At 29.4% G+C, this 19,140-nt stretch carries 21 protein-coding genes and 1 pseudogene; 18 read left to right on the top strand and 4 right to left on the bottom strand.

The window, feature by feature from the left end; all coding sequences use genetic code 11:
• Nucleotides 1–82 precede the first annotated feature (82 nt).
• From ABDZ93_RS16810 to ABDZ93_RS16785, 6 genes are all read left to right on the top strand, one after another.
• Nucleotides 83–1,420, top strand: coding sequence for a TldD/PmbA family protein (locus ABDZ93_RS16810; protein WP_343827660.1), 1,338 nt, complete (start codon nucleotides 83–85; stop codon nucleotides 1,418–1,420).
• 13 nt (nucleotides 1,421–1,433) lie between these two features.
• A complete protein-coding gene (locus ABDZ93_RS16805) occupies nucleotides 1,434–2,645 on the top strand; it encodes a metallopeptidase TldD-related protein (RefSeq protein WP_343827659.1) in 1,212 nt (403 codons plus the stop codon).
• 151 nt (nucleotides 2,646–2,796) lie between these two features.
• Nucleotides 2,797–3,615: a MerR family transcriptional regulator gene (locus ABDZ93_RS16800; protein WP_343827658.1), complete on the top strand. Its 819-nt coding sequence runs from the start codon at nucleotides 2,797–2,799 to the stop codon at nucleotides 3,613–3,615.
• A 105-nt stretch (nucleotides 3,616–3,720) separates the two neighbouring features.
• Nucleotides 3,721–5,055: an MATE family efflux transporter gene (locus tag ABDZ93_RS16795; RefSeq protein WP_343827657.1), complete on the top strand. Its 1,335-nt coding sequence runs from the start codon at nucleotides 3,721–3,723 to the stop codon at nucleotides 5,053–5,055.
• Between the two features lie 361 nt (nucleotides 5,056–5,416).
• On the top strand, nucleotides 5,417–5,761 hold the full coding sequence (locus ABDZ93_RS16790) for a PadR family transcriptional regulator (RefSeq protein WP_343827655.1): 345 nt from the start codon (nucleotides 5,417–5,419) through the stop codon (nucleotides 5,759–5,761).
• The gene (locus ABDZ93_RS16785; RefSeq protein WP_343827654.1) at nucleotides 5,748–6,734 is read left to right on the top strand and encodes a permease prefix domain 1-containing protein; all 987 of its coding nucleotides are present in this window, start codon (nucleotides 5,748–5,750) and stop codon (nucleotides 6,732–6,734) included. The genes ABDZ93_RS16790 and ABDZ93_RS16785 overlap by 14 nt, the downstream gene beginning before the upstream one ends.
• A gap of 125 nt (nucleotides 6,735–6,859) precedes the next feature.
• Here ABDZ93_RS16785 and ABDZ93_RS16780 read toward each other — a convergent pair whose 3' ends face one another.
• A complete protein-coding gene (locus ABDZ93_RS16780) occupies nucleotides 6,860–7,399 on the bottom strand; it encodes a beta-class carbonic anhydrase (RefSeq protein ID WP_343827653.1) in 540 nt (179 codons plus the stop codon).
• A 333-nt stretch (nucleotides 7,400–7,732) separates the two neighbouring features.
• Here ABDZ93_RS16780 and ABDZ93_RS20135 point away from each other — a divergent pair, with 333 nt between their 5' ends.
• From ABDZ93_RS20135 to ABDZ93_RS16765, 4 genes are all read left to right on the top strand, one after another.
• Nucleotides 7,733–7,888, top strand: a complete 156-nt coding sequence (locus ABDZ93_RS20135; protein WP_425544799.1) for a putative ABC transporter permease — start codon at nucleotides 7,733–7,735, stop codon at nucleotides 7,886–7,888.
• 39 nt (nucleotides 7,889–7,927) lie between these two features.
• Complete coding sequence (locus tag ABDZ93_RS16775; RefSeq protein WP_343827651.1) at nucleotides 7,928–8,116, top strand: hypothetical protein; 189 nt, start codon at nucleotides 7,928–7,930, stop codon at nucleotides 8,114–8,116.
• A gap of 49 nt (nucleotides 8,117–8,165) precedes the next feature.
• The gene (locus ABDZ93_RS16770) at nucleotides 8,166–9,572 is read left to right on the top strand and encodes an MATE family efflux transporter (RefSeq protein WP_343827650.1); all 1,407 of its coding nucleotides are present in this window, start codon (nucleotides 8,166–8,168) and stop codon (nucleotides 9,570–9,572) included.
• A gap of 141 nt (nucleotides 9,573–9,713) precedes the next feature.
• Entirely contained in the window at nucleotides 9,714–10,670 is a 957-nt protein-coding gene (locus ABDZ93_RS16765; protein WP_343827649.1) for a patatin-like phospholipase family protein, read from the top strand.
• An 84-nt stretch (nucleotides 10,671–10,754) separates the two neighbouring features.
• Here the strand turns inward: ABDZ93_RS16765 and ABDZ93_RS16760 are convergent, their stop codons facing one another.
• Complete coding sequence (locus tag ABDZ93_RS16760) at nucleotides 10,755–11,495, bottom strand: acyl-[acyl-carrier-protein] thioesterase (protein WP_343827648.1); 741 nt, start codon at nucleotides 11,493–11,495, stop codon at nucleotides 10,755–10,757.
• A 282-nt stretch (nucleotides 11,496–11,777) separates the two neighbouring features.
• Here ABDZ93_RS16760 and ABDZ93_RS16755 point away from each other — a divergent pair, with 282 nt between their 5' ends.
• The 3 genes from ABDZ93_RS16755 (at nucleotide 11,778) to ABDZ93_RS16745 (ending at nucleotide 14,365) form a co-directional block, all read left to right on the top strand.
• Nucleotides 11,778–12,152 carry a YkvA family protein gene (locus ABDZ93_RS16755; RefSeq protein ID WP_343827647.1) on the top strand — a complete coding sequence of 125 codons (375 nt, stop codon included), beginning with the start codon at nucleotides 11,778–11,780 and terminating at the stop codon, nucleotides 12,150–12,152.
• A gap of 157 nt (nucleotides 12,153–12,309) precedes the next feature.
• Entirely contained in the window at nucleotides 12,310–13,212 is a 903-nt protein-coding gene (locus ABDZ93_RS16750; RefSeq protein ID WP_343827646.1) for a LysR family transcriptional regulator, read from the top strand.
• A 205-nt stretch (nucleotides 13,213–13,417) separates the two neighbouring features.
• Complete coding sequence (locus ABDZ93_RS16745; protein WP_343827645.1) at nucleotides 13,418–14,365, top strand: 4Fe-4S binding protein; 948 nt, start codon at nucleotides 13,418–13,420, stop codon at nucleotides 14,363–14,365.
• 229 nt (nucleotides 14,366–14,594) lie between these two features.
• Here the strand turns inward: ABDZ93_RS16745 and ABDZ93_RS16740 are convergent, their stop codons facing one another.
• Nucleotides 14,595–14,861, bottom strand: a complete 267-nt coding sequence (locus ABDZ93_RS16740) for a MarR family winged helix-turn-helix transcriptional regulator (RefSeq protein ID WP_343827644.1) — start codon at nucleotides 14,859–14,861, stop codon at nucleotides 14,595–14,597.
• 16 nt (nucleotides 14,862–14,877) lie between these two features.
• Nucleotides 14,878–15,423, bottom strand: a pseudogene (locus ABDZ93_RS16735) (glutathione peroxidase).
• A gap of 304 nt (nucleotides 15,424–15,727) precedes the next feature.
• On the opposite strand from ABDZ93_RS16735, the gene ABDZ93_RS16730 reads away from it, so the two are divergent.
• Genes ABDZ93_RS16730 through ABDZ93_RS16710 form a run of 5 tightly spaced genes read left to right on the top strand, consistent with a single transcriptional unit; the run spans nucleotide 15,728 to nucleotide 19,140 of the window.
• The gene (locus ABDZ93_RS16730; protein ID WP_343827642.1) at nucleotides 15,728–15,991 is read left to right on the top strand and encodes a hypothetical protein; all 264 of its coding nucleotides are present in this window, start codon (nucleotides 15,728–15,730) and stop codon (nucleotides 15,989–15,991) included.
• 15 nt (nucleotides 15,992–16,006) lie between these two features.
• The gene (locus ABDZ93_RS16725) at nucleotides 16,007–16,930 is read left to right on the top strand and encodes a hydrogenase small subunit (protein ID WP_343827641.1); all 924 of its coding nucleotides are present in this window, start codon (nucleotides 16,007–16,009) and stop codon (nucleotides 16,928–16,930) included.
• A gap of 2 nt (nucleotides 16,931–16,932) precedes the next feature.
• Nucleotides 16,933–18,348, top strand: coding sequence for a nickel-dependent hydrogenase large subunit (locus ABDZ93_RS16720; protein ID WP_343827640.1), 1,416 nt, complete (start codon nucleotides 16,933–16,935; stop codon nucleotides 18,346–18,348).
• Entirely contained in the window at nucleotides 18,345–18,806 is a 462-nt protein-coding gene (locus ABDZ93_RS16715; protein ID WP_343827639.1) for a hydrogenase maturation protease, read from the top strand. Before ABDZ93_RS16720 ends, ABDZ93_RS16715 begins: the two co-directional genes overlap by 4 nt.
• Entirely contained in the window at nucleotides 18,799–19,140 is a 342-nt protein-coding gene (locus ABDZ93_RS16710; protein WP_343827638.1) for a hydrogenase maturation nickel metallochaperone HypA/HybF, read from the top strand. Before ABDZ93_RS16715 ends, ABDZ93_RS16710 begins: the two co-directional genes overlap by 8 nt.

Below are 19,140 nucleotides of genomic sequence, written 5' to 3'. Positions count from 1 at the left end.
TTTGCTTGAGGTAATATTAAATTAATACTATACAACATTACTGAAAAATAGAAAGTATAATATTTAAGTGAGGTGTAAAATAATGTACCTATTCCCTAAAAACCTATATACAGATGTAAGAATTGAGACAGTTATCAAAACTAAGATTGCATTAGAAAACTTTCAGCTAAAACAAAATAAAGTGAGTACAGAAAAAGGTGCAATGATTCGTATTTTTGACGGAGATAGATGGTATTATAGTGCAACCACAGAAGTTGATCATTTACAAGAAGAGATTGATAAATTGGCAAGAATGGCTATACTTAATCCTAATATTGATGAACACCCAGTAGTAAAGAGAATAGAAGTAAATAAAGAGACATGTCTAAGATATGTAGACTGTGATATTTCTAAAATTAGTAATGATAAGAAATTAGAAATGCTTAATACTTATATTCCTATACTAAAAGAAGAAAAGGAAGTACAAGTGTCAAAAATGTTTTATCTAGATAATCATATGGTGAAGCATATTATTTCTAGTAAAGGCACAGATGTTACCTTCGATATACAAAATTGTGCTATAGCAGTAAGGTATACTATAAAAAATAACAATATACCTTATAACGGAGGAGAAGATATATATAAAATGAAGTTTGAAGATTTACCAAATCATCAAAATGAGATACTAGAAACTCTTAAAAAAGATATAAAATATAACAAAGAAGCTGTACCAGTTAAGCCTGATACTTATACATGTGTGCTGTCTCCTGTTACAACAGGTGTATTTGCCCATGAGAGTTTTGGGCATAAAAGTGAAGCGGATTTTATGATTGGTGATGAAGTGATGAAAAGAGAATGGGCTATTGGTAAACAAGTAGGCGCACCTATTTTAAACATCATAGATACAGGTTTATTAGAAGGATCAGGATACGTTCCTTTTGATGATGAGGGATGTAGAGCTAGAGAGAATTACATTATTAAAGATGGTATCTTAAAAGGAAGACTGCACAGTAGCTATACAGCAGCTCTTTTAGAAGAAGAACCTACCGCAAATGCTCGTGCTATGAATTTTGAATTTGAGCCTATTGTTCGTATGACAACTACTTATATAGGAGCTGGAAACTTAACTAAGGAGGAACTAATAGGGGAGATTAAAGAAGGAATATACATTGATGGTATAAATCATGGCTCTGGAATGACAACCTTCACCATTGCACCAAGCAGAGCATATATGATACGTAATGGAAAGTTAGCAGAACCAGTTAGAATTTCTGTAATAAGTGGTAATGTTATGAGTACCCTTTATAATATTGATGGCATTTCAAAGGATGTGGAGTTACTTTCTTTTGTTCTTGGTGGTTGTGGGAAAATGGAACAGCATCCACTTAGTGTAGGCTTTGGTGGTCCATATATTCGTGTTAATGGCATAGTGGTTCAATAGGAGGATAAAGGAAATGATAAAGGAATTATATAAGAAAATAATAAAAGAAACATCCTTAAATGTGACTCAAAGCAGAATTGATTCTGTAAGAAAGAAGACCATTACTAAAAGTGGATGTAGGGTATATAGCAATGGTTATATTGGAATTGCAGGCACGTTAGGAGAGCCTACAGAGGATACATGGAAAAGAGCAGAGGCCAATTTATCAGCTAAAGTTCCATATATCTCTGAGCCAGAAAAAGATATGAAACGTATTAGAGATTTAAGGAAACTAAATATAAGTGATAAAGAATTTATTAGTAATATGGAAAATATTTTAGACACTTTGCATAAGGAGTATCCTGATTTTATCTTTAGTAATAAAATTAATATGGTTGAAACAGAGATATCAATGACCAATGATGCTGGACTTCGCTATATTAATTATGATAAAACTATTGACATAGAACTTTTAATAAAACATGTGGATTCCTTAAATATTTTTGATACTGTGATATTTAAACAAAGTAGATATTTAGATGACAAAACTATTTTGATAATGGCTAAGGAAATGATAGAAGGATATAGAAATAAAGTAGATCTTCCAGAAAAGAAAAAGAATCTTGTAATAGTTCAAGAAAATGAACTATTAGGAAAGATTGAAGAAGAATTAAATGGAGAGGCTATAGGTCGAGGTACATCATTATTTAATGAAAAAATGAATTTAAAAGCATTTAATGAGAAGGTTACTATATATCAAGATAGTACGGATAAGATGTTTCATACACCGTTTTTTGACATGGAAGGTGTTGTAAATGAAAATGATAAATATAATCTTATTGAAAAAGGTGTAATTAAAAGTGCTTATACTGATAAGAAAAGTTCAATAGAATTTTCTATGCCTTTAACAGGAGCTGCTAGTGGAAGCTATGATGAAGTTCCTGCTTTAAGTGGAGCTATGCTTTCTATCGAATCAAGTGGTAAAACCTTAAAGGAATTGTTGAATGGAGAATTAGCTATTCTTGTTATTGCAGCAAGTGGTGGTGATTTTACTAGTGAAGGAAATTTTGCTTCACCGGTTCAGATGGCTATGATCACTGATGGTGAGCATATTATTGGACGTTTACCTGAATTCAATATTTCAGGAAACTTATACGAAATGTTTGGAGAAGATTTTGTAGGGGTAAGTGAAGGCAAACCATTTATTGATGAGCATGTCCTAGCGATAAAAATGAAGATAAATTAGGTATAATGTAGTAAATATATATAAATCCCTCAAATCTGCACGACCACAACAACTAGTTAACTAGTTAAATATATAAATAGTTCTCTATATAACTATTTATATATTTTTATAGGGAAAATTACGTTTGAAAATATAACTTATGGAGGATGAAATGGATAAAAAGATACTTATAGGAGAAATGGCTAAGATTCACAATATATCAACTCAGACCCTAAGGTATTATGATTCTATTGGATTACTTAAGCCTAGACATAAAGATGAAGAGAATGGATATAGATATTATGATATTGAACAGTTTGCTCAACTTGATTCCATTTTATTTTTAAAAAAGCTCGGAATGCCCCTTAAGGATATAAAAAAGTATTTTTCAAATAGAAATCTTAAAATACTAATTGATCTCCTTAATAAGAAAGAGAAGGACATAGATAAGGAAATTGAACTTTTAGAAAGATATAAAAAAAGTATATCTAAAAAACTTGAGTTTTTGGAAGAAAGTATAGAAGAAGCTGGACTTGAAGAATGTGAAATAGTTGATTTAGAAGATCGAGATATAATATATATTTCTTTAAATGATAGAACAGATATATATAGTGTAGAATATGGAATAAAAGAATTAAGTAATAGATTGGGAGATAATCTTTGTTTATTTGATGGAAGAATAGGAGCTTTTATCTCACAAGAAGATATCTTAAATAAAAAGTATATTACCTTTAGAGATATTGCTTTAATTTTTGATCATGGCATTTTTAACCATAAAAATATAAGAACTTTGCGTAAAGGAAGATATGCAAGGATAATTTATAGAGGACTCTATGATTATGCAGAAAGTTACGTTAATAAGCTCATAAATTTTATGGATATAAATGGACTAGAGAGTGTTGGAGATGGCATAGTTCTTACCATAACTGATTCAGCTTTTTCTTCAAAGGAAGAAGAGTATTTAACAGAAATACAAATTCCTTTAAAATAGGCTATTGACATTATAGTTACTATAAGGTTTAGAATATTAACTTGTGAGGGATAAGAGTGTAACATTAATTACACATCAGATAAATTATTTTAAGTAGGTGATATTATGAACTTTGTAGAATTAACAGAAATGAGATTAAAAAAATTATTAATAAAATTTTTATTTCCTAGCATACTAGCTATGCTAGCAACTTCAGTAAATATTCTTTGTGATACTATATTTATAAGTCAAGGAATTGGAAAAGAGGGACTCTCGGCTTTAGGAATTGCTATACCTATATATAATGTATATAATGCAGTATCACTTCTAATAGGAATGGGAGGAGCTACCTTATACTCTATTAATATGGGTAAAAAGAACAATAAAAAAGCAAATGAGGTCTTTAATACATCCATTTTTGTAGCAATTATAATTGGATTAAGTATTTCTATTTTGGGATATATCTTTTCAAAGGATGTTGCTATAATGTTTGGAGCTTCACAACAAATATTAGGGCTTTCTGATGAATATCTAAAAATAATATTATTATCAGGGATAAATTTTATATTATCAGGAGTTTTACAAGCATTTATAAGAAATGATGGTGCTCCAAAGCTTTCTATGGTTGCCGGAATTACTGGTAACATGTTTAATGTGGTTTTTGACTATGTATTTATTTTTGTACTTGACATGGGGATGAGAGGTGCTGCCATAGCAACTGCTATAGCACCAATAGTAACTTTAATAATTATAGCTACTAAATTTATTAAAAAATCTGGACATCTTAGATTCAAATATAACTTAATTAAGATTCCATATATTACAAACATTTTCAAGGTAGGGGTATCAAGCTCATTCATTGAGATATCTGGAGCTATTGTTATAATACTGTTTAATTATATTTTAATAGATATGATAGGAGAGATTGGCGTAGCCGCTTACAGTATTATTAGTAACATTGCTTTAATTGGAGTTGCTATATTATCTGGAATAAGCCAAGCTATTCAGCCAATAGTAAGTGTTAATTTTGGAGCTGAACATTATGATAGAGTTATTAAAACTAGAAAAGCAGCTCTATTTATTGCATTAGCCTTTGGAGTAGCGTTTTTCTTAGTAGGAAATATCTTTACAAGAGAAGTAATTGGCTTTTTTAATAACTCAGACTTAAAGCTTATTGAAATTACAGCTAGAGGTATGAAAATATATTTCTCAGCATTTATTTTTATGGGAATTAATATGGTTAATATATCATTTTTCCAAGCAGTTAATCATGCCAAGATATCAAATACAATGTCTATAATAAAGAGCTTTGCATTAGTATTGATTAATTTATGTATTCTTCCGAAAATATTCGGTATAGATGGGTTATGGTCTACCATACCAGCTGCAGAATTTATTACTTTGTTTATTGGATTATTCATAGTAAAATATAATATAAATAACTTAAAATACAATGCATAAGATAGTTACACTAATTAATAGTATATGTATAATAAATTAATATGATTAAATTAGAATAGGGTAGTATAAGATTTTGAAGATCATTTTATTTCGGATCATTGTATTATAAAATAAAATTAAAATCAAAAGTTACAGTAGATGGATTTGCTTTGTGCATATTTATCTGCTGTATTTTTATATCTAAATACAGATACAGATTTAAAATTTTTGGAAAAAGTACTTCACATGTCGTAGTAATTATGGTATATTATAATTACTACGACAGACAAAGTACAATAGACATAGTAATTTCATAATATACACTAAAGACATAGTTACCTATAAAATAGGTAAGTAGTAGGTAAAGAGAGGAGGATAACATTTGATAAGTAGCGATGTTATTAGAGGATACAATGATACTATAATTCTTTTCACTCTTCTAGATAGAGAGTCTTATGGATATGAGATATCTAAAACGATAAAAAAACTATCAGAGGAAAAGTATATTATAAAAGAAACCACATTATACTCTGCCTTTACAAGGCTGGAAAACAACGGATATATAGAATCTTTTTATGGAGATGAGACCTTTGGAAAGAGAAGAACTTACTATAGAATCACACAAAAAGGACGCGATTACTACAAAGAAAAATGTGAAGAATGGAAGGTTATTAAAGAAGTAATGAGTAAATTTATAAAGGAGATGGAGAAGTATGGAGACCATTAGAAATTATTTAGATAATATTTTTTCAAGTTTACCAAAATCAGCAGAAATTATAAAATTGAAAGAAGAATTACTTTCAAATATGGAGGAAAAGTATAGGGAGCTTAAAGAAAGTGGAAAGACAGAAAATGAAGCTATTGGAATTGTAATTTCTGAGTTTGGAAATATTGATGAGTTAATAATGGAATTGGGAATTGAAAATAGAAAACCAATAGAGAGTATTCATACTGTTACCATGGAAGAAGCAGAAAATTACATGAGAGATAAAGTTAAATATGGTAAGTTGATTGCTGTTGGTGTTATATTATGTATATTAGCACCAGCAATGCTAATGTTTACTCATAATATTATAATAGGTGGAGTATTTGGTACAGAAATTAATGTGGAAACTTTAGAAGGACTCAGTGTTATCCCATTATTTATTTTTATAGCTATTGCTGTAGGCCTATTTATCTATGCTGGTACTCAACTTGACAAGTATAAGTATTTAGAAGAAGATTTCATATGTCCACTACATGTGCAGCAAAGAGTAAAAGTTAAAAAAGAAGAATTCTCATCTAACTTTACTAAATTAAATATAATTGGAGTTACACTTTGTGTACTGTCACCTGTTGCGTTAATTGGTATATCAGCAATTGGAGGATATAATGACGACATAATATCTACTTATGGAGCAATTGTACTATTAATAATGGTAGCTATTGCAGTGTTTATATTTATAAGAGTTGGAAATATAAATAATAGTTATAATGCACTTTTACAAATTGAAGAATATTCATCAAAAGGTAAGGAAAATAATAAAGTTACAGGTGATGTTGCATCAGTTGTATGGCCAATTGCCACAGTCATATTTTTGATCTGGGGTTTGGGATTTGATGGATGGGATATTTGTTGGATTGTATTCCCTATTACTGGAATACTCTTTGGAGCTTTTAGTGGATTATATGCATTAATAAAGCGTAATAATAAAAGATAAATTAGTATAATAGCTAGTCAAGAATTTAAAGTTTGACTAGCCATTATATTTTATTTGATTTATAAAAAATTAGAAGGTAAATCAAGGGTATCTAGGATTTTCTGTTTATTAATAAAATTCATAATTTATACTGGGTTTAACTCTCCAGTGATGGAATCCATAATAAAACCATATACACTAATATCCTTTGGTATAAGAGGATGTTTTGTAATAATATCTACTGTTTCAGCTACTGAAGTATTAACGTTATCAAATCCACTTAACCATGAATCAAAGTCAACTCCGAAGTATTTAACTAAATTAATTTGATCTTCAGAAATATTTCTAAGTTTCATTTTTTCAATGATTTTCTTACTATTCATATGTTGTGCACCACAGTCTGTATGACCAATTACAAAAATTTCTTCGACCCCTAAATCATATATAGCTACTAGTAAGCTACGAGCTACACTTCCAAAGGGATGGGATATTGAACCACCAGCATTTTTAATAATTTTCACGTCGCCATTTTTAAATCCAAGGGCAGCTGGAAGTAGTTCTGTTAGTCTAGTATCCATACATGTAACTATGGCTATTTTTTTATCTGGGTATTTACTTGTAATATACTTTTCATATCTTTTATTTTCTACAAAGTCCTTATTGTATTTCAAAATTTCATCTAACATGTTTTCACGTCCTTTAATATAAGTATTATAAAGTGTAAAGATAAATTTAAAGATCTAATTAAATTAAAAATAAAGTTAATAGTAGTATACAACCACTTAATTATAACCTAATAAATAGATTTTATTTTAAATATGAACTAAATACAAGGAATTTCTAATTTTTTAGATAATAAAAAAGTAAATTTAAAACATACTTAAAAATAATATAATTAATAGTTAATTATAGAAATGTATAAATTATTTATAATAATTACAAGATAATTATATATAATGGAACAGATTAACAAGAATATATTTATATGTTATAATATTATTTAGAGTATATTAATTATTTTGACAATTCATTATTGGTATGATTTCTACAACTATTATAGAGTATATTACAAGTTTTATTATGGAAAATTGTTTAACACAAGATGGTGGGATTATTCTGAGTATAAATTTAGCATTAGAGGGAGAGTTTGTTTAAAGAACTCTTTTTTATTTTGAGTTCTATGTATTGTACTTATTGATGTTATACATCGCTAAATGGATAATTTTGTAAAAGCAATACCTACAAAAGTAGTTCATTTATTAACTACTGGTATTATAATATTTGTGCTAGCAGGCATGTTTATATCTGTAAATTCTATAATAAATCTTAATACTAAATTAGAAGAAATTCATTATGTTAAAGAGCAAATATGGAATAAGTTATGTGAAGAAGGTATGCGTTAGAAGTATTGTCTTTAATTTAAATTAAATTAACTTGCAAAGGAGAATGATAATGTTTGTTTCAAAGGAAAATGAAGATGGTAAAAAGAGTAAATTGTTTTTGCGGTTGAAAAATTCTACAAGAGCTGATGTTATTAATATTGCATGGCCTATTCTTTTAGAGCTTCTTATGGGATCACTTTTTGGAATGGTAGATATGATGATGCTTGGAAGAATGGGGAATAGTTCATTAGCAGCAGCTTCTGTATCTGCTGTAGGTATGACAAACCAACCATTATTTATTGGGTTGTCTCTTGTACAGGCTTTAAATGTTGGTGGAACAGCAATGATTGCAAGATACTTAGGATCTAATAGAACTGAAAAAATAGAAACTACTTTAAAGCATGTAATATTATTAAGCTTGATAATGTTAGCTATACCTATATCAGTACTAGGAATAATTTTTACAGTACCTATTATGAAATTTATGGGAGCAGCAAGTGATACTTTACAAGCAGGTGAAAGCTATTTTAGAATTATTATGATTGGATTTATATTTCAATCTTTTAATATGTCAATATCTGCAGCACTAAGGGGTATTGGTGAAACGAAAACACCTATGAAAATAAATTTAAGAGCTAATTTTTTAAATGTTATTGGCAATGCAGTTCTTATATATGGTCTTTTGGGGCTTCCTAAACTTGGTGTTACTGGAGCAGGAATATCTACTGCTATATCTAATGTAATAGCAAGTATACTTTTATTTAGGTATATTATAAAAGGTAAAAGTATAATTAAATTAGATATTAAAAAACCGTTTAGATTTGATAAAAATATTGTATATAATCTACTAAAGATAGGGGTACCAGCTTCTCTCGAGCAGTTAGTTTTAAGAGTTGGAGTACTTATGTTTGTAAGGATAGTTGCAGGACTGGGAACTGTAGTTTATGCATCACATCAAATATCATTAAATATATTGAGTCTTTCTTTTCAACCAGGACAAGCTTTTGGTATTGCAGCTTCATCCTTGGTAGGTAGAAACATAGGAGCTAAAGAACTTTCAAAGGCTGAGAGTTATGCCAAGGAAACAAGAAAGATTGGTTCCATGATATCTACTTTTATGGCTATAATTTTCTTCTTTATGGGTCCACAAATTGTAGGTTTATATTCAAATGACCCTAGGATTATACAAAATGCGTCTGTAGCTTTAAAAATAATAGCATTAGTCCAACCATTTCAATCATCACAACTTATATTAGCAGGAGCTTTAAGGGGAGCAGGAGATACTTTCTGGCCATTAGTTGCTACATTTGTTGGAGTATTATTAATAAGAGTTGTACTAGCTCATTTGTTTGTAAATATACTTGGATATGGATTAGCAGGAGCATGGATAGCTGTATTTATGGATCAATTCGTAAGGTGGTTCTTTGTTTATATGAGGTTTAGAACAGGAAAGTGGAAATATATAAAAATAAGATAGATACACATATACACTATGAAGGTAATTTTACATAGATACCTTTAAAGTCTTAAATAGATAATATCATCTAGAGGTTTATTTTAGTTTGTATGATTAGAGTATAATGTAGTAATGAATAAATTATAAGTTAAGAGGGAAAGTATGGAGGAAATAAAGAGGTTATTTGATTTAAATATAGGACTAGTATTAGCAGGTGGCGGTGCAAAAGGCGCCTATGAGGCAGGGATATTTAAAGCTCTTTGGGAGTTAGACATAATAAGAAGAGTTTCCGTTGTATCAGGAACATCTATTGGTACAATAAATGGACTTCTATTATCTATGAATGACAATAGCATAATGGATAAAAGTTGGTCAAGTCTAACTTATTCTAGATTTATTAATCATGAAAATTTGGCAAGAGATTTAAAGATTTCTCAGTTAATAAAAAAAGCTAAGAATATAGGTAAGGAGCAAAAGTTTAATGAACTACTTAAGGTAAGTGATATAGGCTTGCTTTCTCAGAGTGGTATACGCCGATTTATTGAGGAGTATGTTGATTTCAAAGTAATTAAAGAATCAAGAAAAACTCTTTATGCATGTGCATATAATATAGACCTGAAAACTCCTGAGTATTTTCGATTGAATGATTATGACAATGAGGCACTTATAGATATTGTACTTGCGTCCTGTGCAGTACCATTTATTTTTAAGCCTATAAATATAAATGAGTATAGATATGCAGATGGAGGTATAAATAGCCCTAAATATGCTTATCAAAATACAGATAATGTACCAATAGCTCCTCTTAAAAACCATAATTGTGATGTTATTATAGTTGTACATTTATCTTATAAGCATAAATTAGATAGAACAGGATTTGAAGATTGCAATATTATTGAAATATATCCGTCTATGCATTTAGAAGCAGTAAGTGGAGTAGGTACAGTTAATATAAGGCAAAGTACATTAAATGAACATATAAATCTAGGATATCGGGATGGACTTTCAATTTTATCACCTATGATAATAGATATGATGAAGGGAAAACCACTAAAGAAGTTAATTGAAAAACATGAAGAATATAACAAAGAATTACTCAATAATAATCATGTATTTTAAGATATATGGTATCATAGATTTCCATAGATATTGGAAGCTATGATACCATTTTAAAGTTTAGAATTTATTCTATAAAGTTATATTTTATTCCCAATAGGTAGTAGCTAAGGTCAAATCATCTCCATCTTCATTTATGATGTCATGAGTGCACATATATCCAGTTTGTGATTTTTCAATTTTCGTATGAACTTTTATTCTATGACCATAATAGGTTTCTTTTTTATATACTACTGTAATCTCACGCATTTCATAATTTAAAGCAATATCTAATGGGATAGATTCAATTATCCAACTTACATATTTTACATTATTAACATGTTGATTAGTGTCTATATCACTATACCTTATATCAAAGACCTTTTCATTGTCCCAACTATCTAAAGGCTTCAAAGATGAATGAGTAAAGCGTTCAGTTTCATCTTTAGATATATTATATGCATTATACATATCATCACTTACTTTTATAGGTCGTCTTTTAGTTGTATCAACTAAGAGCCATATAGAACGTCCATCTACTATTAAGTTACCTAAACTATCTTCAATATAGTTTGTTCTATATGCATAATATTTATAGAAAGAATTTGCTCTTGTAGATACTTTTACTTCATCATCATACAAAGGGTATCTATTTATTTTTATATTCCATTGAGTTAGTATCCATCCTTTATTATTTGCTATTAGGTAGTCTACACCAACACCACGTCTATCAGATTGTACAGAACATATGTCCATAAGATAATTCATTATAGTGGAAATTAGAGCTCTTTTTTTGGCATCTACTTCATAATAGTGTACATTATAATTTTTACTAGTTATTAAACTCATGTTATTCCTCCTATGGCGATAATCAATTTTACTAAGGCATATGAATATTTTACCACAAAGTTAGGGCTAATTTTACATTTATAATTAAACTAATCTGTAAATATTATTTTCCCTTTGAGGAATATTAAATTCTACCATGGCTCTTCTTATAGTACAAAAATCATTCTGTGCAAAGTAACTATTGCATATGAATAGTTGATAAAATAAACTGTTTATATAGTAGATTTGATAGTCTAGAATTATGTGTTGATAATTTAAATAAGTGGGTGAGGGGAAATAGTTATGATAGAAAAGATAAAATATTGGGCAAAAAAGTTAAAAACATATATAGATATTTTGTATCTTGTATATAAAAATAGAAGAACACCATGGTATGCAAAGGTAGTAGTAGCAATAACTGTAGGATATGCCTTTAGTCCAATAGATTTAATACCGGATTTTATACCTATTTTTGGATTTTTGGATGATGTTATCTTATTACCCGTTCTCATTTGGTTATCTTTAAAACTCATTCCAAAAGAAGTTATAGAAAGTTGCAAACTTGAAGCTGAAAATATTTTTAAGGAAGGAAGACCTAAAAATTACATAGTTGGTGGAATTATTATATTAATATGGATATTAATAGCATTAATTATAATAAATAAAAGTTTGTTATAGAAATATAAAGATCGACTTTTATTAAGGAAGATATAGGTAGGTGGAATATTAACTAAAATATGATTAGAGTATTCAATATGATGAATTGGAACTTTATAGATATACGTAGTATAATTAGAGTATCTTATAGTAAACTGGGAAGGAATGGATAGAAGCTGTGATTGATATAAAGCTTGAAACATTTATTACTGTGGCTGATACAAAGAACTTTACACGGGCTGCCAGCATATTAAATATGACTCAACCTGCAATTTCTCATCACATAAAGCTTTTAGAGGAATATTACAATGTGAAGTTATTAGAGAAAAAGAATAAGAACATGGAGCTTACAGAAGCAGGAAAGATATTGTACAAGTATGCCTTAGAAATTGATAAAATAAGTAAGTTAGCAAAAAAACACCTTTCAAATGAATCATCTATTATAAAGAGATATAATGTAGGTGCAACTCTTACAATAGGGGGATATGTGCTTCCACCTATCATAGGAAATTATAAGATGAATAATAACAATATAGATATAATACTTCAGGTAGAAAACACGGAGAATATAATCCAAAAACTCTTTAGTGGTGAAATTATATTGGGTGTTATAGAAGGTCCATTTGATAAAAGTAAGGTTATATATGAAAAATTTAAAGATGATGAACTAGTATTTGCTATTTCAAAGAACCATGAGATTGCTAAGAAAAAGAAAATAACAATAGAGGAGATTCTTTCAGAAAAACTTATACTAAGAGAAAAAGGGTCTGGAACAAGACAGATATTTGAAGATTATATGGCGCAGCAAGGATTTGAACCTAAAAATATTACCCCTTATATGGAAATTGGAGATATAACAGCAATTTTGTCTTTAGTAGAATCTGGGCTTGGAGCAACAGTGGTATCAAAGGAAGCACTAAATTCAACATTGATGAGTAAAAAATTTAAAGCTTTATCAATAAAAAATATGAAAATGAAAAGAGAATTTAACTTTATATATTTAAAAAGTTCGAATATGGATTTTATAAAGAACTTTATTGAATTTTGTAAAAAGCAATGCGATGATTCTGAATTAGAATAGAATATATTCTAATTCAGAATCTATTTTTAATTTAAATTATTACAAGTATAAAGAATCTTTATTTAACTATAACTAATCTTAAGTTCACTTTGTAAAATAACAGAGATATAATAAATATGAAAATATTACAAGAATATGATAAGTCGGCAGAAAGATTAGAAATTAGAGTATCAATACAATAAAATAAAGAGGGGTAGTGAGGGTAATGGCAATAAACGCATCATCAGAGGAAAAATCAAAATTAAAGGGGCAAGGATTTCTTCCACAAAGAGATGGAATACACTTTGCTTGTAGGGTAATTACTGAGGATGGAAACTTAAATTCAAAGGAAACAAGAAAACTTTCTGAAATAGCTGAGAGATATGGAAGAGGATATATGAGTTATACTACAAGACTTACAGTAGAAATTCCATGGATAAAGTTTGAAGATATCCCAAAGGTAAAAGAAGAGCTTAATGACGCAGGATTAGAGTCTGGAGGAACAGGTCCAAGAGTTAGACCAATAGTATCATGCAAAGGAACCGTATGTATATTTGGACTTTTAGATACACAAAAATTGGCAAGAAACATACATGAAAGATTTTATAAAGGATATTACGATGTACTTTTGCCACATAAGTTTAAAATAGGGATAGGTGGATGTCCAAACAACTGTATAAAGCCAGACTTAAATGATTTTGGCATAATGGGTCAAAGAGTACCAGATTGTAATGACGATTTATGTTCTGGATGCAAAAAATGTTCAGTGGAAGAAGCTTGTAAAAAAGGAGCAGCAAAGGTCATTGATGGAAAGCTTCAAATAGACAGGGAGAAGTGCACAAACTGTGGATTATGCATAGATAAATGTCATTTTGATTCAGTAGAATGTAAAAAAAAGGGCGTAAAACTATTTATAGGTGGAAAATGGGGTAAAACGCCAAGACGTGGTGAAGCACTGGAGGGTATTTATTCCTATGATGAGGCTATGGATATAATAGAAAAAACAATTTTGTATTACAGAGAAAGTGGAAAAACTGGAGAAAGATTTGGAGATATGGTAGATAGAATCGGATTTGAAGAAGTTTCTAAAGGAATATTAGGTAATGAAATTCTCCAAGAAAAAGAAGAAATATTAAAAGCAGAGGTTCACACTAAAAGAAGCTATTCCTGTTAGTTAAGATATAGAAAATAAAAATATAAGCTAGGTGTAAGTTAAAATACTTTTACCTAGCTTGTTTTTATTATTGTAGATTATTTAATAAAAATTTAAGTTTTTCTCTTAAGTCTAATACTTTATCTATAGAAAGACCAGCACTACAGAACATTTTTTTAGGTATTTCTGAAGCTTTATCCTTCATTAATAACCCCTTTTCTGTTAGTTTTACATATACATTTCTTTCATCTTAAGAATCTCTTATTCTCTGTATTACATTTAAGGATTCAAGTCGTTTTAATACAGGTGTAAGGGTTCCAGAATCCCAATAAAGTTTCTTGCCTAACTCTTTTACAGTTATATTATCTTCTCTCCAAAGGACTAAAAGGGTAATATATTGAGTGTAAGTAATACCGAGGTCATTTAGTAAAGGCTTATAACTTTTTATTACAGCTTTTGAAGAAGCATACAAAGCAAAATATAGTTGATTATCTATATATAATTTTTCATAGTTCATATTAAAAACCTCTGACTTATAGAAGTTTTTCTATTTCTTGAATCATATCCATAGGTTCTACAGGAGACTCAAATCTATCTACTATATTTCCATCTCTATCTATTAAGAATTTAGTGAAGGTCCACTTAATACTATTACCTATAATATACTCAGGATATCTTTCTTTTAAGATGTTATCTAGTAGTCTTCCGCTAGCAGTGCTTAGGTCAAAACCTTCGAAAGGTTCAGAACCACTTAAAAATTTAAATAGTGTATGAGCTGTTCGTCCTTTAACATCTATCTTTTCAAATAATGAGAAGGTAACACCATAGTTTAACTGACAAAATACTTTTACATCATTGCTATTACCGGGTTCTTGTTCAGCAAATTGATTACAAGGGAAGCCTAAAATTTCTAGCACCATATCATTATATTTTTTATAGATATTTTCTAAATCAGAATATTGAGGTGTAAATCCACATTTGCTAGCTGTATTTACAACTACTAAAATTTTACCTTTGCACTTTTCTAAAGTAACATCTTATCCATCAATAGTTTTAACTTTAAAATCATAAATATTCATATATTTATCTCCTTTCAAAATGGTTGTGTAGCGCGAAATAGAATAGTTAACAATTGAATTGTGTGAAATTAAATCTTTTAAAATGATAGCGATGCAGAATCTTAAGTATGTCAATATGAAAATAAATTAAATTTAATAATTACTGCATAAAATTTATATTAAAAAACTATTATTATAGTAGTAATTTTAAAAGAAGAATGATTATGGGTAATTTTCAAAATGAAAAAAGTATAAGTGGAGATTTACAAGAAATTAAAGGTAATATTAAAAAAACTATTCAAGATAATTTTATTGAGATAAAAAATTGACTAGTCACTTAAATTCAGATCAAATTCTACAACTGCATCTTAATAAGTTCAAAGAAACCTATAATTTTCACTATAATACTTTTAACTGTACAAATGTAACCATGAATAGTGAAACTAAACTTACAGATGTAGAGCTAGAAAAAATAATTAATGAGAGAGAAAGCTTAATATCATCTATGTTTAAATACAGGATGAAGCCTTTAGAAAACTTATCCTTAGATGAGATATTAGAAATTTATAAGATTATTCTAAATAAGTAGGTTTAAGGGGGGATTATGGATATTAATATAAGAAGAGAATTAGGAGAATGCAGCTGTTGCAAGTATAAGAATGAACATATAAAAGCTATAGAAGAATTGGCTATATCCTATACTAAAAGAGCAATTGAAGAAGTACAACAAGGTAAAAAGGGAAGAATTAATGCTATATGGCTAGAGATATCAGGGTGTTTTGGAGAAGTTATTTCTCTGCTGAATGGAGATGAACCAGACGTGGTTTATATGCTAAAGGAATTTGTTAATATGATTTTCTTTGGAAGTATAAATGGAGATGAGGGACAGGAAAGCTATGAGAGAATATTTGATATTTTAGATACTGAATATATATTTTTAGTTTGTGGGGCAGTACCTTTAAGAGATAATGGTCTATTCACTACTGTAGCTACTTATAATGGAAGAAAAATAACAGCAATGGAGGCTGTAGAAACAATAGCTAAAAATGCTAAATACATTATTTCAGTGGGAACATGTGCTTGTTATGGAGGACCTACTGCAGCAAGACCTAATGTATCTAACGGAGTTAGCATATCAGAGTTTTTAAAAAAAGATGATATTATTAGAATACCAGGTTGTCCGGCTAATCCTGTTTGGACTATGGGAATATTGGGTTACATTACATCCTATGGTATGCCAGAAGTTGATAGTGATGGAAGACCAAAGGCTTATTATGGAGAGACAATTCATGATAATTGTCCAAGAAGAAGATTTTTCGATGATGGAATATTTGCTAAGAAATTTGGAGATCCAGAATGTTTGTTTTCTTTAGGTTGCAGAGGTCCAATAACCTATGCATATTGTCCTATAAGCCGATGGAATGGTACTGATAATTGGCCTATAGGGGATAATACTAATTGTATAGGATGTGCAGGACCTAAATTTCCAGATGGAATGGAGCCTTTTGTAAAATATGGAGGGGTTTAATTATGACTAAGATAGTAATTGATCCATTGACTAGGGTAAGTGGGCTTTTAAATATAGAAGTAAATATAGTTAATAATAAGATTGTAGATGCAAAAAGTAGTGGAAGTCAGTTTAGAGGATTTGAGGAGATGTTTAAAAGTAGGTATCCATTAGATATTATAAGGCTTGCTCCTAGGGTATGCGGAATTTGTTCTACTCATCATGCTGTAGCTGCTACCTTATGTCTAGAAGATGCAATGAAAGTTGAACCTGACTTCAATGGAAAAGTAGTTAGAGATATCGCTAACGGATTTGAAATTTTGCAGAATTATTTGAGACACATATACTTTTTCGTATTTCCAGATTATGTAGATATAGTTCATATAAATCCGTTGTATAAAACAGAAAGTGCTAAAGCTGCTGATTACAGGTTATCTAGAGAGGATACAAAAAGAATAAATGAAGATTACTTAGGGGCAGTAAAGTATAGTAGAGAAGCTCATAGAGGTGTAGCTGAATTAGCTGGAAAAGTTCCTCATTGTCATGGTATTTTTGTAGGTGGCACAACTACCAATATTGATATACCACAAATAGAAAACATTAAATATAGTATAAAAGTAATAAAAAATTTTATTGTAGATAAGCTTATACCGGATGTATATGCTATAGCAGCTACCTATGAAGATTATTTTAAAATTGGTGGTGGATATAAAAATTTTATGAGTTATGGATTATATGATAATTATTTACATCCAATTAAAATGGTATCAACTGGAGTAATGATAAATGGAATTAGAGAAGAATTTAAGTCTGGCAACATAACTGAAGATATTTCTAAAACTTGGGTAGAATCAGATTCTCAAACTATAATACCAGGAGAAGACAATAAAATCACCTATAATCCATATAAACCAGAAGCATACAGTTGGGTTAATGCACCTAGATATAAGGGAAATCCTATGGAGGTTGGAGCATTAGCTAGAATGACTTTAAGTGGTGACTATAGTGGGGGAGTATCTACTATGGATAGAATAATTGCTAAATCAATAGAAGCTAAGAGATTATGTGAAGCTATAGAGGGATTAATAGATTTATTAAAACTAAAGAAGGCTTATCAAGAGCAATGGGAAATGCCTGAGGAAGCAAGAGGCATTGGATTAGTAGAAGCAGAGAGAGGAGCACTAGGACATTGGTTGTCTATTACAAATAAGTTAGTACATCACTATACTTTAATACCACCTTCATCTTGGAATTTATCTCCAACTGACAATAGAGGAATAAAAGGGCCGGTGGAAGAAGCATTGATAGGGACAGAGATAAAAGATATGGTCCATCCAGTAGAAATAGGGCGTATAGTAAGAAGTTTTGATCCATGTTTAAACTGTGCCGCCCATGTAACCAGTGATAAATATGAGCCTATAACAATAAATATACTATGATAAAGATTTTTGCCATAGGAAATATCATTTTAGGTGATGATGGTATAGGAGTAAAGATAATGGAGTCCATAGGGGACCAAATCGAAAGCTATAGCAAAGATGTGAAGGTATTAATAGTTGGAATTGATTATGTATATTATTTAAATGGAATTAATAAGGAAGATACTGTTATTCTAGTAGACAGCACCTACTTTGGAATTGAGCCTGGTAGGGTTTCAGTATTAAATTTAAAGGAATGTGATAAATTTATTAGCCCTTGCAGAGATATGCATAGTGAGAATCTTTTGAAGGTTTTAAGAGAGGAATATAGAGAAATTCCTGGATATTTAGTTGGTATTGAAGTGGAAAAGGTGAATTATTCCTTAGAATTATCTAAAACTTTAAAGAATAATTTTTCTGAAATTACTAAAGAAGTATTTAGGGAAATTAAAAGGATAATTGGTGATATAGATGCATGAAATTTCAATAATTAATTACGTTATAGATATGGTAGAAGAGCAGTGTATGATGAATAATATAACTAAGGTAGAAAAAGTAATTTTGCAAATAGGAGAATTTTCTTGTATAGATAATTCCTCCATTGATTTTATTTTTAAAGAAATGAGCTTAGGTAGTTGTTGTGCGGGTGCAAAACTTATTATAGAGAAGTTACTAAGTAAGGCATATTGTAATAATTGTCATAAGGAATTTCCGTTGAAGATTACAAATAGAAGGTGTCCTATTTGTAATCAGATAAGTAATGAAATAACTTCAGGTTATGAAATTTTGCTTTACAGAATAGAAGGAGAATAA

Source organism: Clostridium subterminale (assembly GCF_039521425.1).
Lineage (GTDB): Bacteria > Bacillota > Clostridia > Clostridiales > Clostridiaceae > Clostridium_J > Clostridium_J subterminale.
The sequence above is the reverse complement of the archived record's forward strand: the minus strand, read 5'-3'. Positions and strand labels throughout refer to the sequence as shown.

Bases quoted from the DNA above. Each gene is read 5' to 3' on its own strand.
- ABDZ93_RS16810 (WP_343827660.1), top strand. From the start codon at position 83: ATGTACCTATTCCCTAAAAACCTATATACAGATGTAAGAATTGAGACA.
- ABDZ93_RS16805 (WP_343827659.1), top strand. From the start codon at position 1,434: ATGATAAAGGAATTATATAAGAAAATAATAAAAGAAACATCCTTAAAT.
- ABDZ93_RS16800 (WP_343827658.1), top strand. From the start codon at position 2,797: ATGGATAAAAAGATACTTATAGGAGAAATGGCTAAGATTCACAATATA.
- ABDZ93_RS16795 (WP_343827657.1), top strand. From the start codon at position 3,721: ATGAACTTTGTAGAATTAACAGAAATGAGATTAAAAAAATTATTAATA.
- ABDZ93_RS16785 (WP_343827654.1), top strand. From the start codon at position 5,748: ATGGAGACCATTAGAAATTATTTAGATAATATTTTTTCAAGTTTACCA.
- ABDZ93_RS16780 (WP_343827653.1), bottom strand. From the start codon at position 7,399: ATGTTAGATGAAATTTTGAAATACAATAAGGACTTTGTAGAAAATAAA.
- ABDZ93_RS16775 (WP_343827651.1), top strand. From the start codon at position 7,928: ATGGATAATTTTGTAAAAGCAATACCTACAAAAGTAGTTCATTTATTA.
- ABDZ93_RS16770 (WP_343827650.1), top strand. From the start codon at position 8,166: ATGTTTGTTTCAAAGGAAAATGAAGATGGTAAAAAGAGTAAATTGTTT.
- ABDZ93_RS16765 (WP_343827649.1), top strand. From the start codon at position 9,714: ATGGAGGAAATAAAGAGGTTATTTGATTTAAATATAGGACTAGTATTA.
- ABDZ93_RS16760 (WP_343827648.1), bottom strand. From the start codon at position 11,495: ATGAGTTTAATAACTAGTAAAAATTATAATGTACACTATTATGAAGTA.
- ABDZ93_RS16755 (WP_343827647.1), top strand. From the start codon at position 11,778: ATGATAGAAAAGATAAAATATTGGGCAAAAAAGTTAAAAACATATATA.
- ABDZ93_RS16745 (WP_343827645.1), top strand. From the start codon at position 13,418: ATGGCAATAAACGCATCATCAGAGGAAAAATCAAAATTAAAGGGGCAA.
- ABDZ93_RS16740 (WP_343827644.1), bottom strand. From the start codon at position 14,861: ATGAACTATGAAAAATTATATATAGATAATCAACTATATTTTGCTTTG.
- ABDZ93_RS16725 (WP_343827641.1), top strand. From the start codon at position 16,007: ATGGATATTAATATAAGAAGAGAATTAGGAGAATGCAGCTGTTGCAAG.
- ABDZ93_RS16720 (WP_343827640.1), top strand. From the start codon at position 16,933: ATGACTAAGATAGTAATTGATCCATTGACTAGGGTAAGTGGGCTTTTA.
- ABDZ93_RS16715 (WP_343827639.1), top strand. From the start codon at position 18,345: ATGATAAAGATTTTTGCCATAGGAAATATCATTTTAGGTGATGATGGT.
- ABDZ93_RS16710 (WP_343827638.1), top strand. From the start codon at position 18,799: ATGCATGAAATTTCAATAATTAATTACGTTATAGATATGGTAGAAGAG.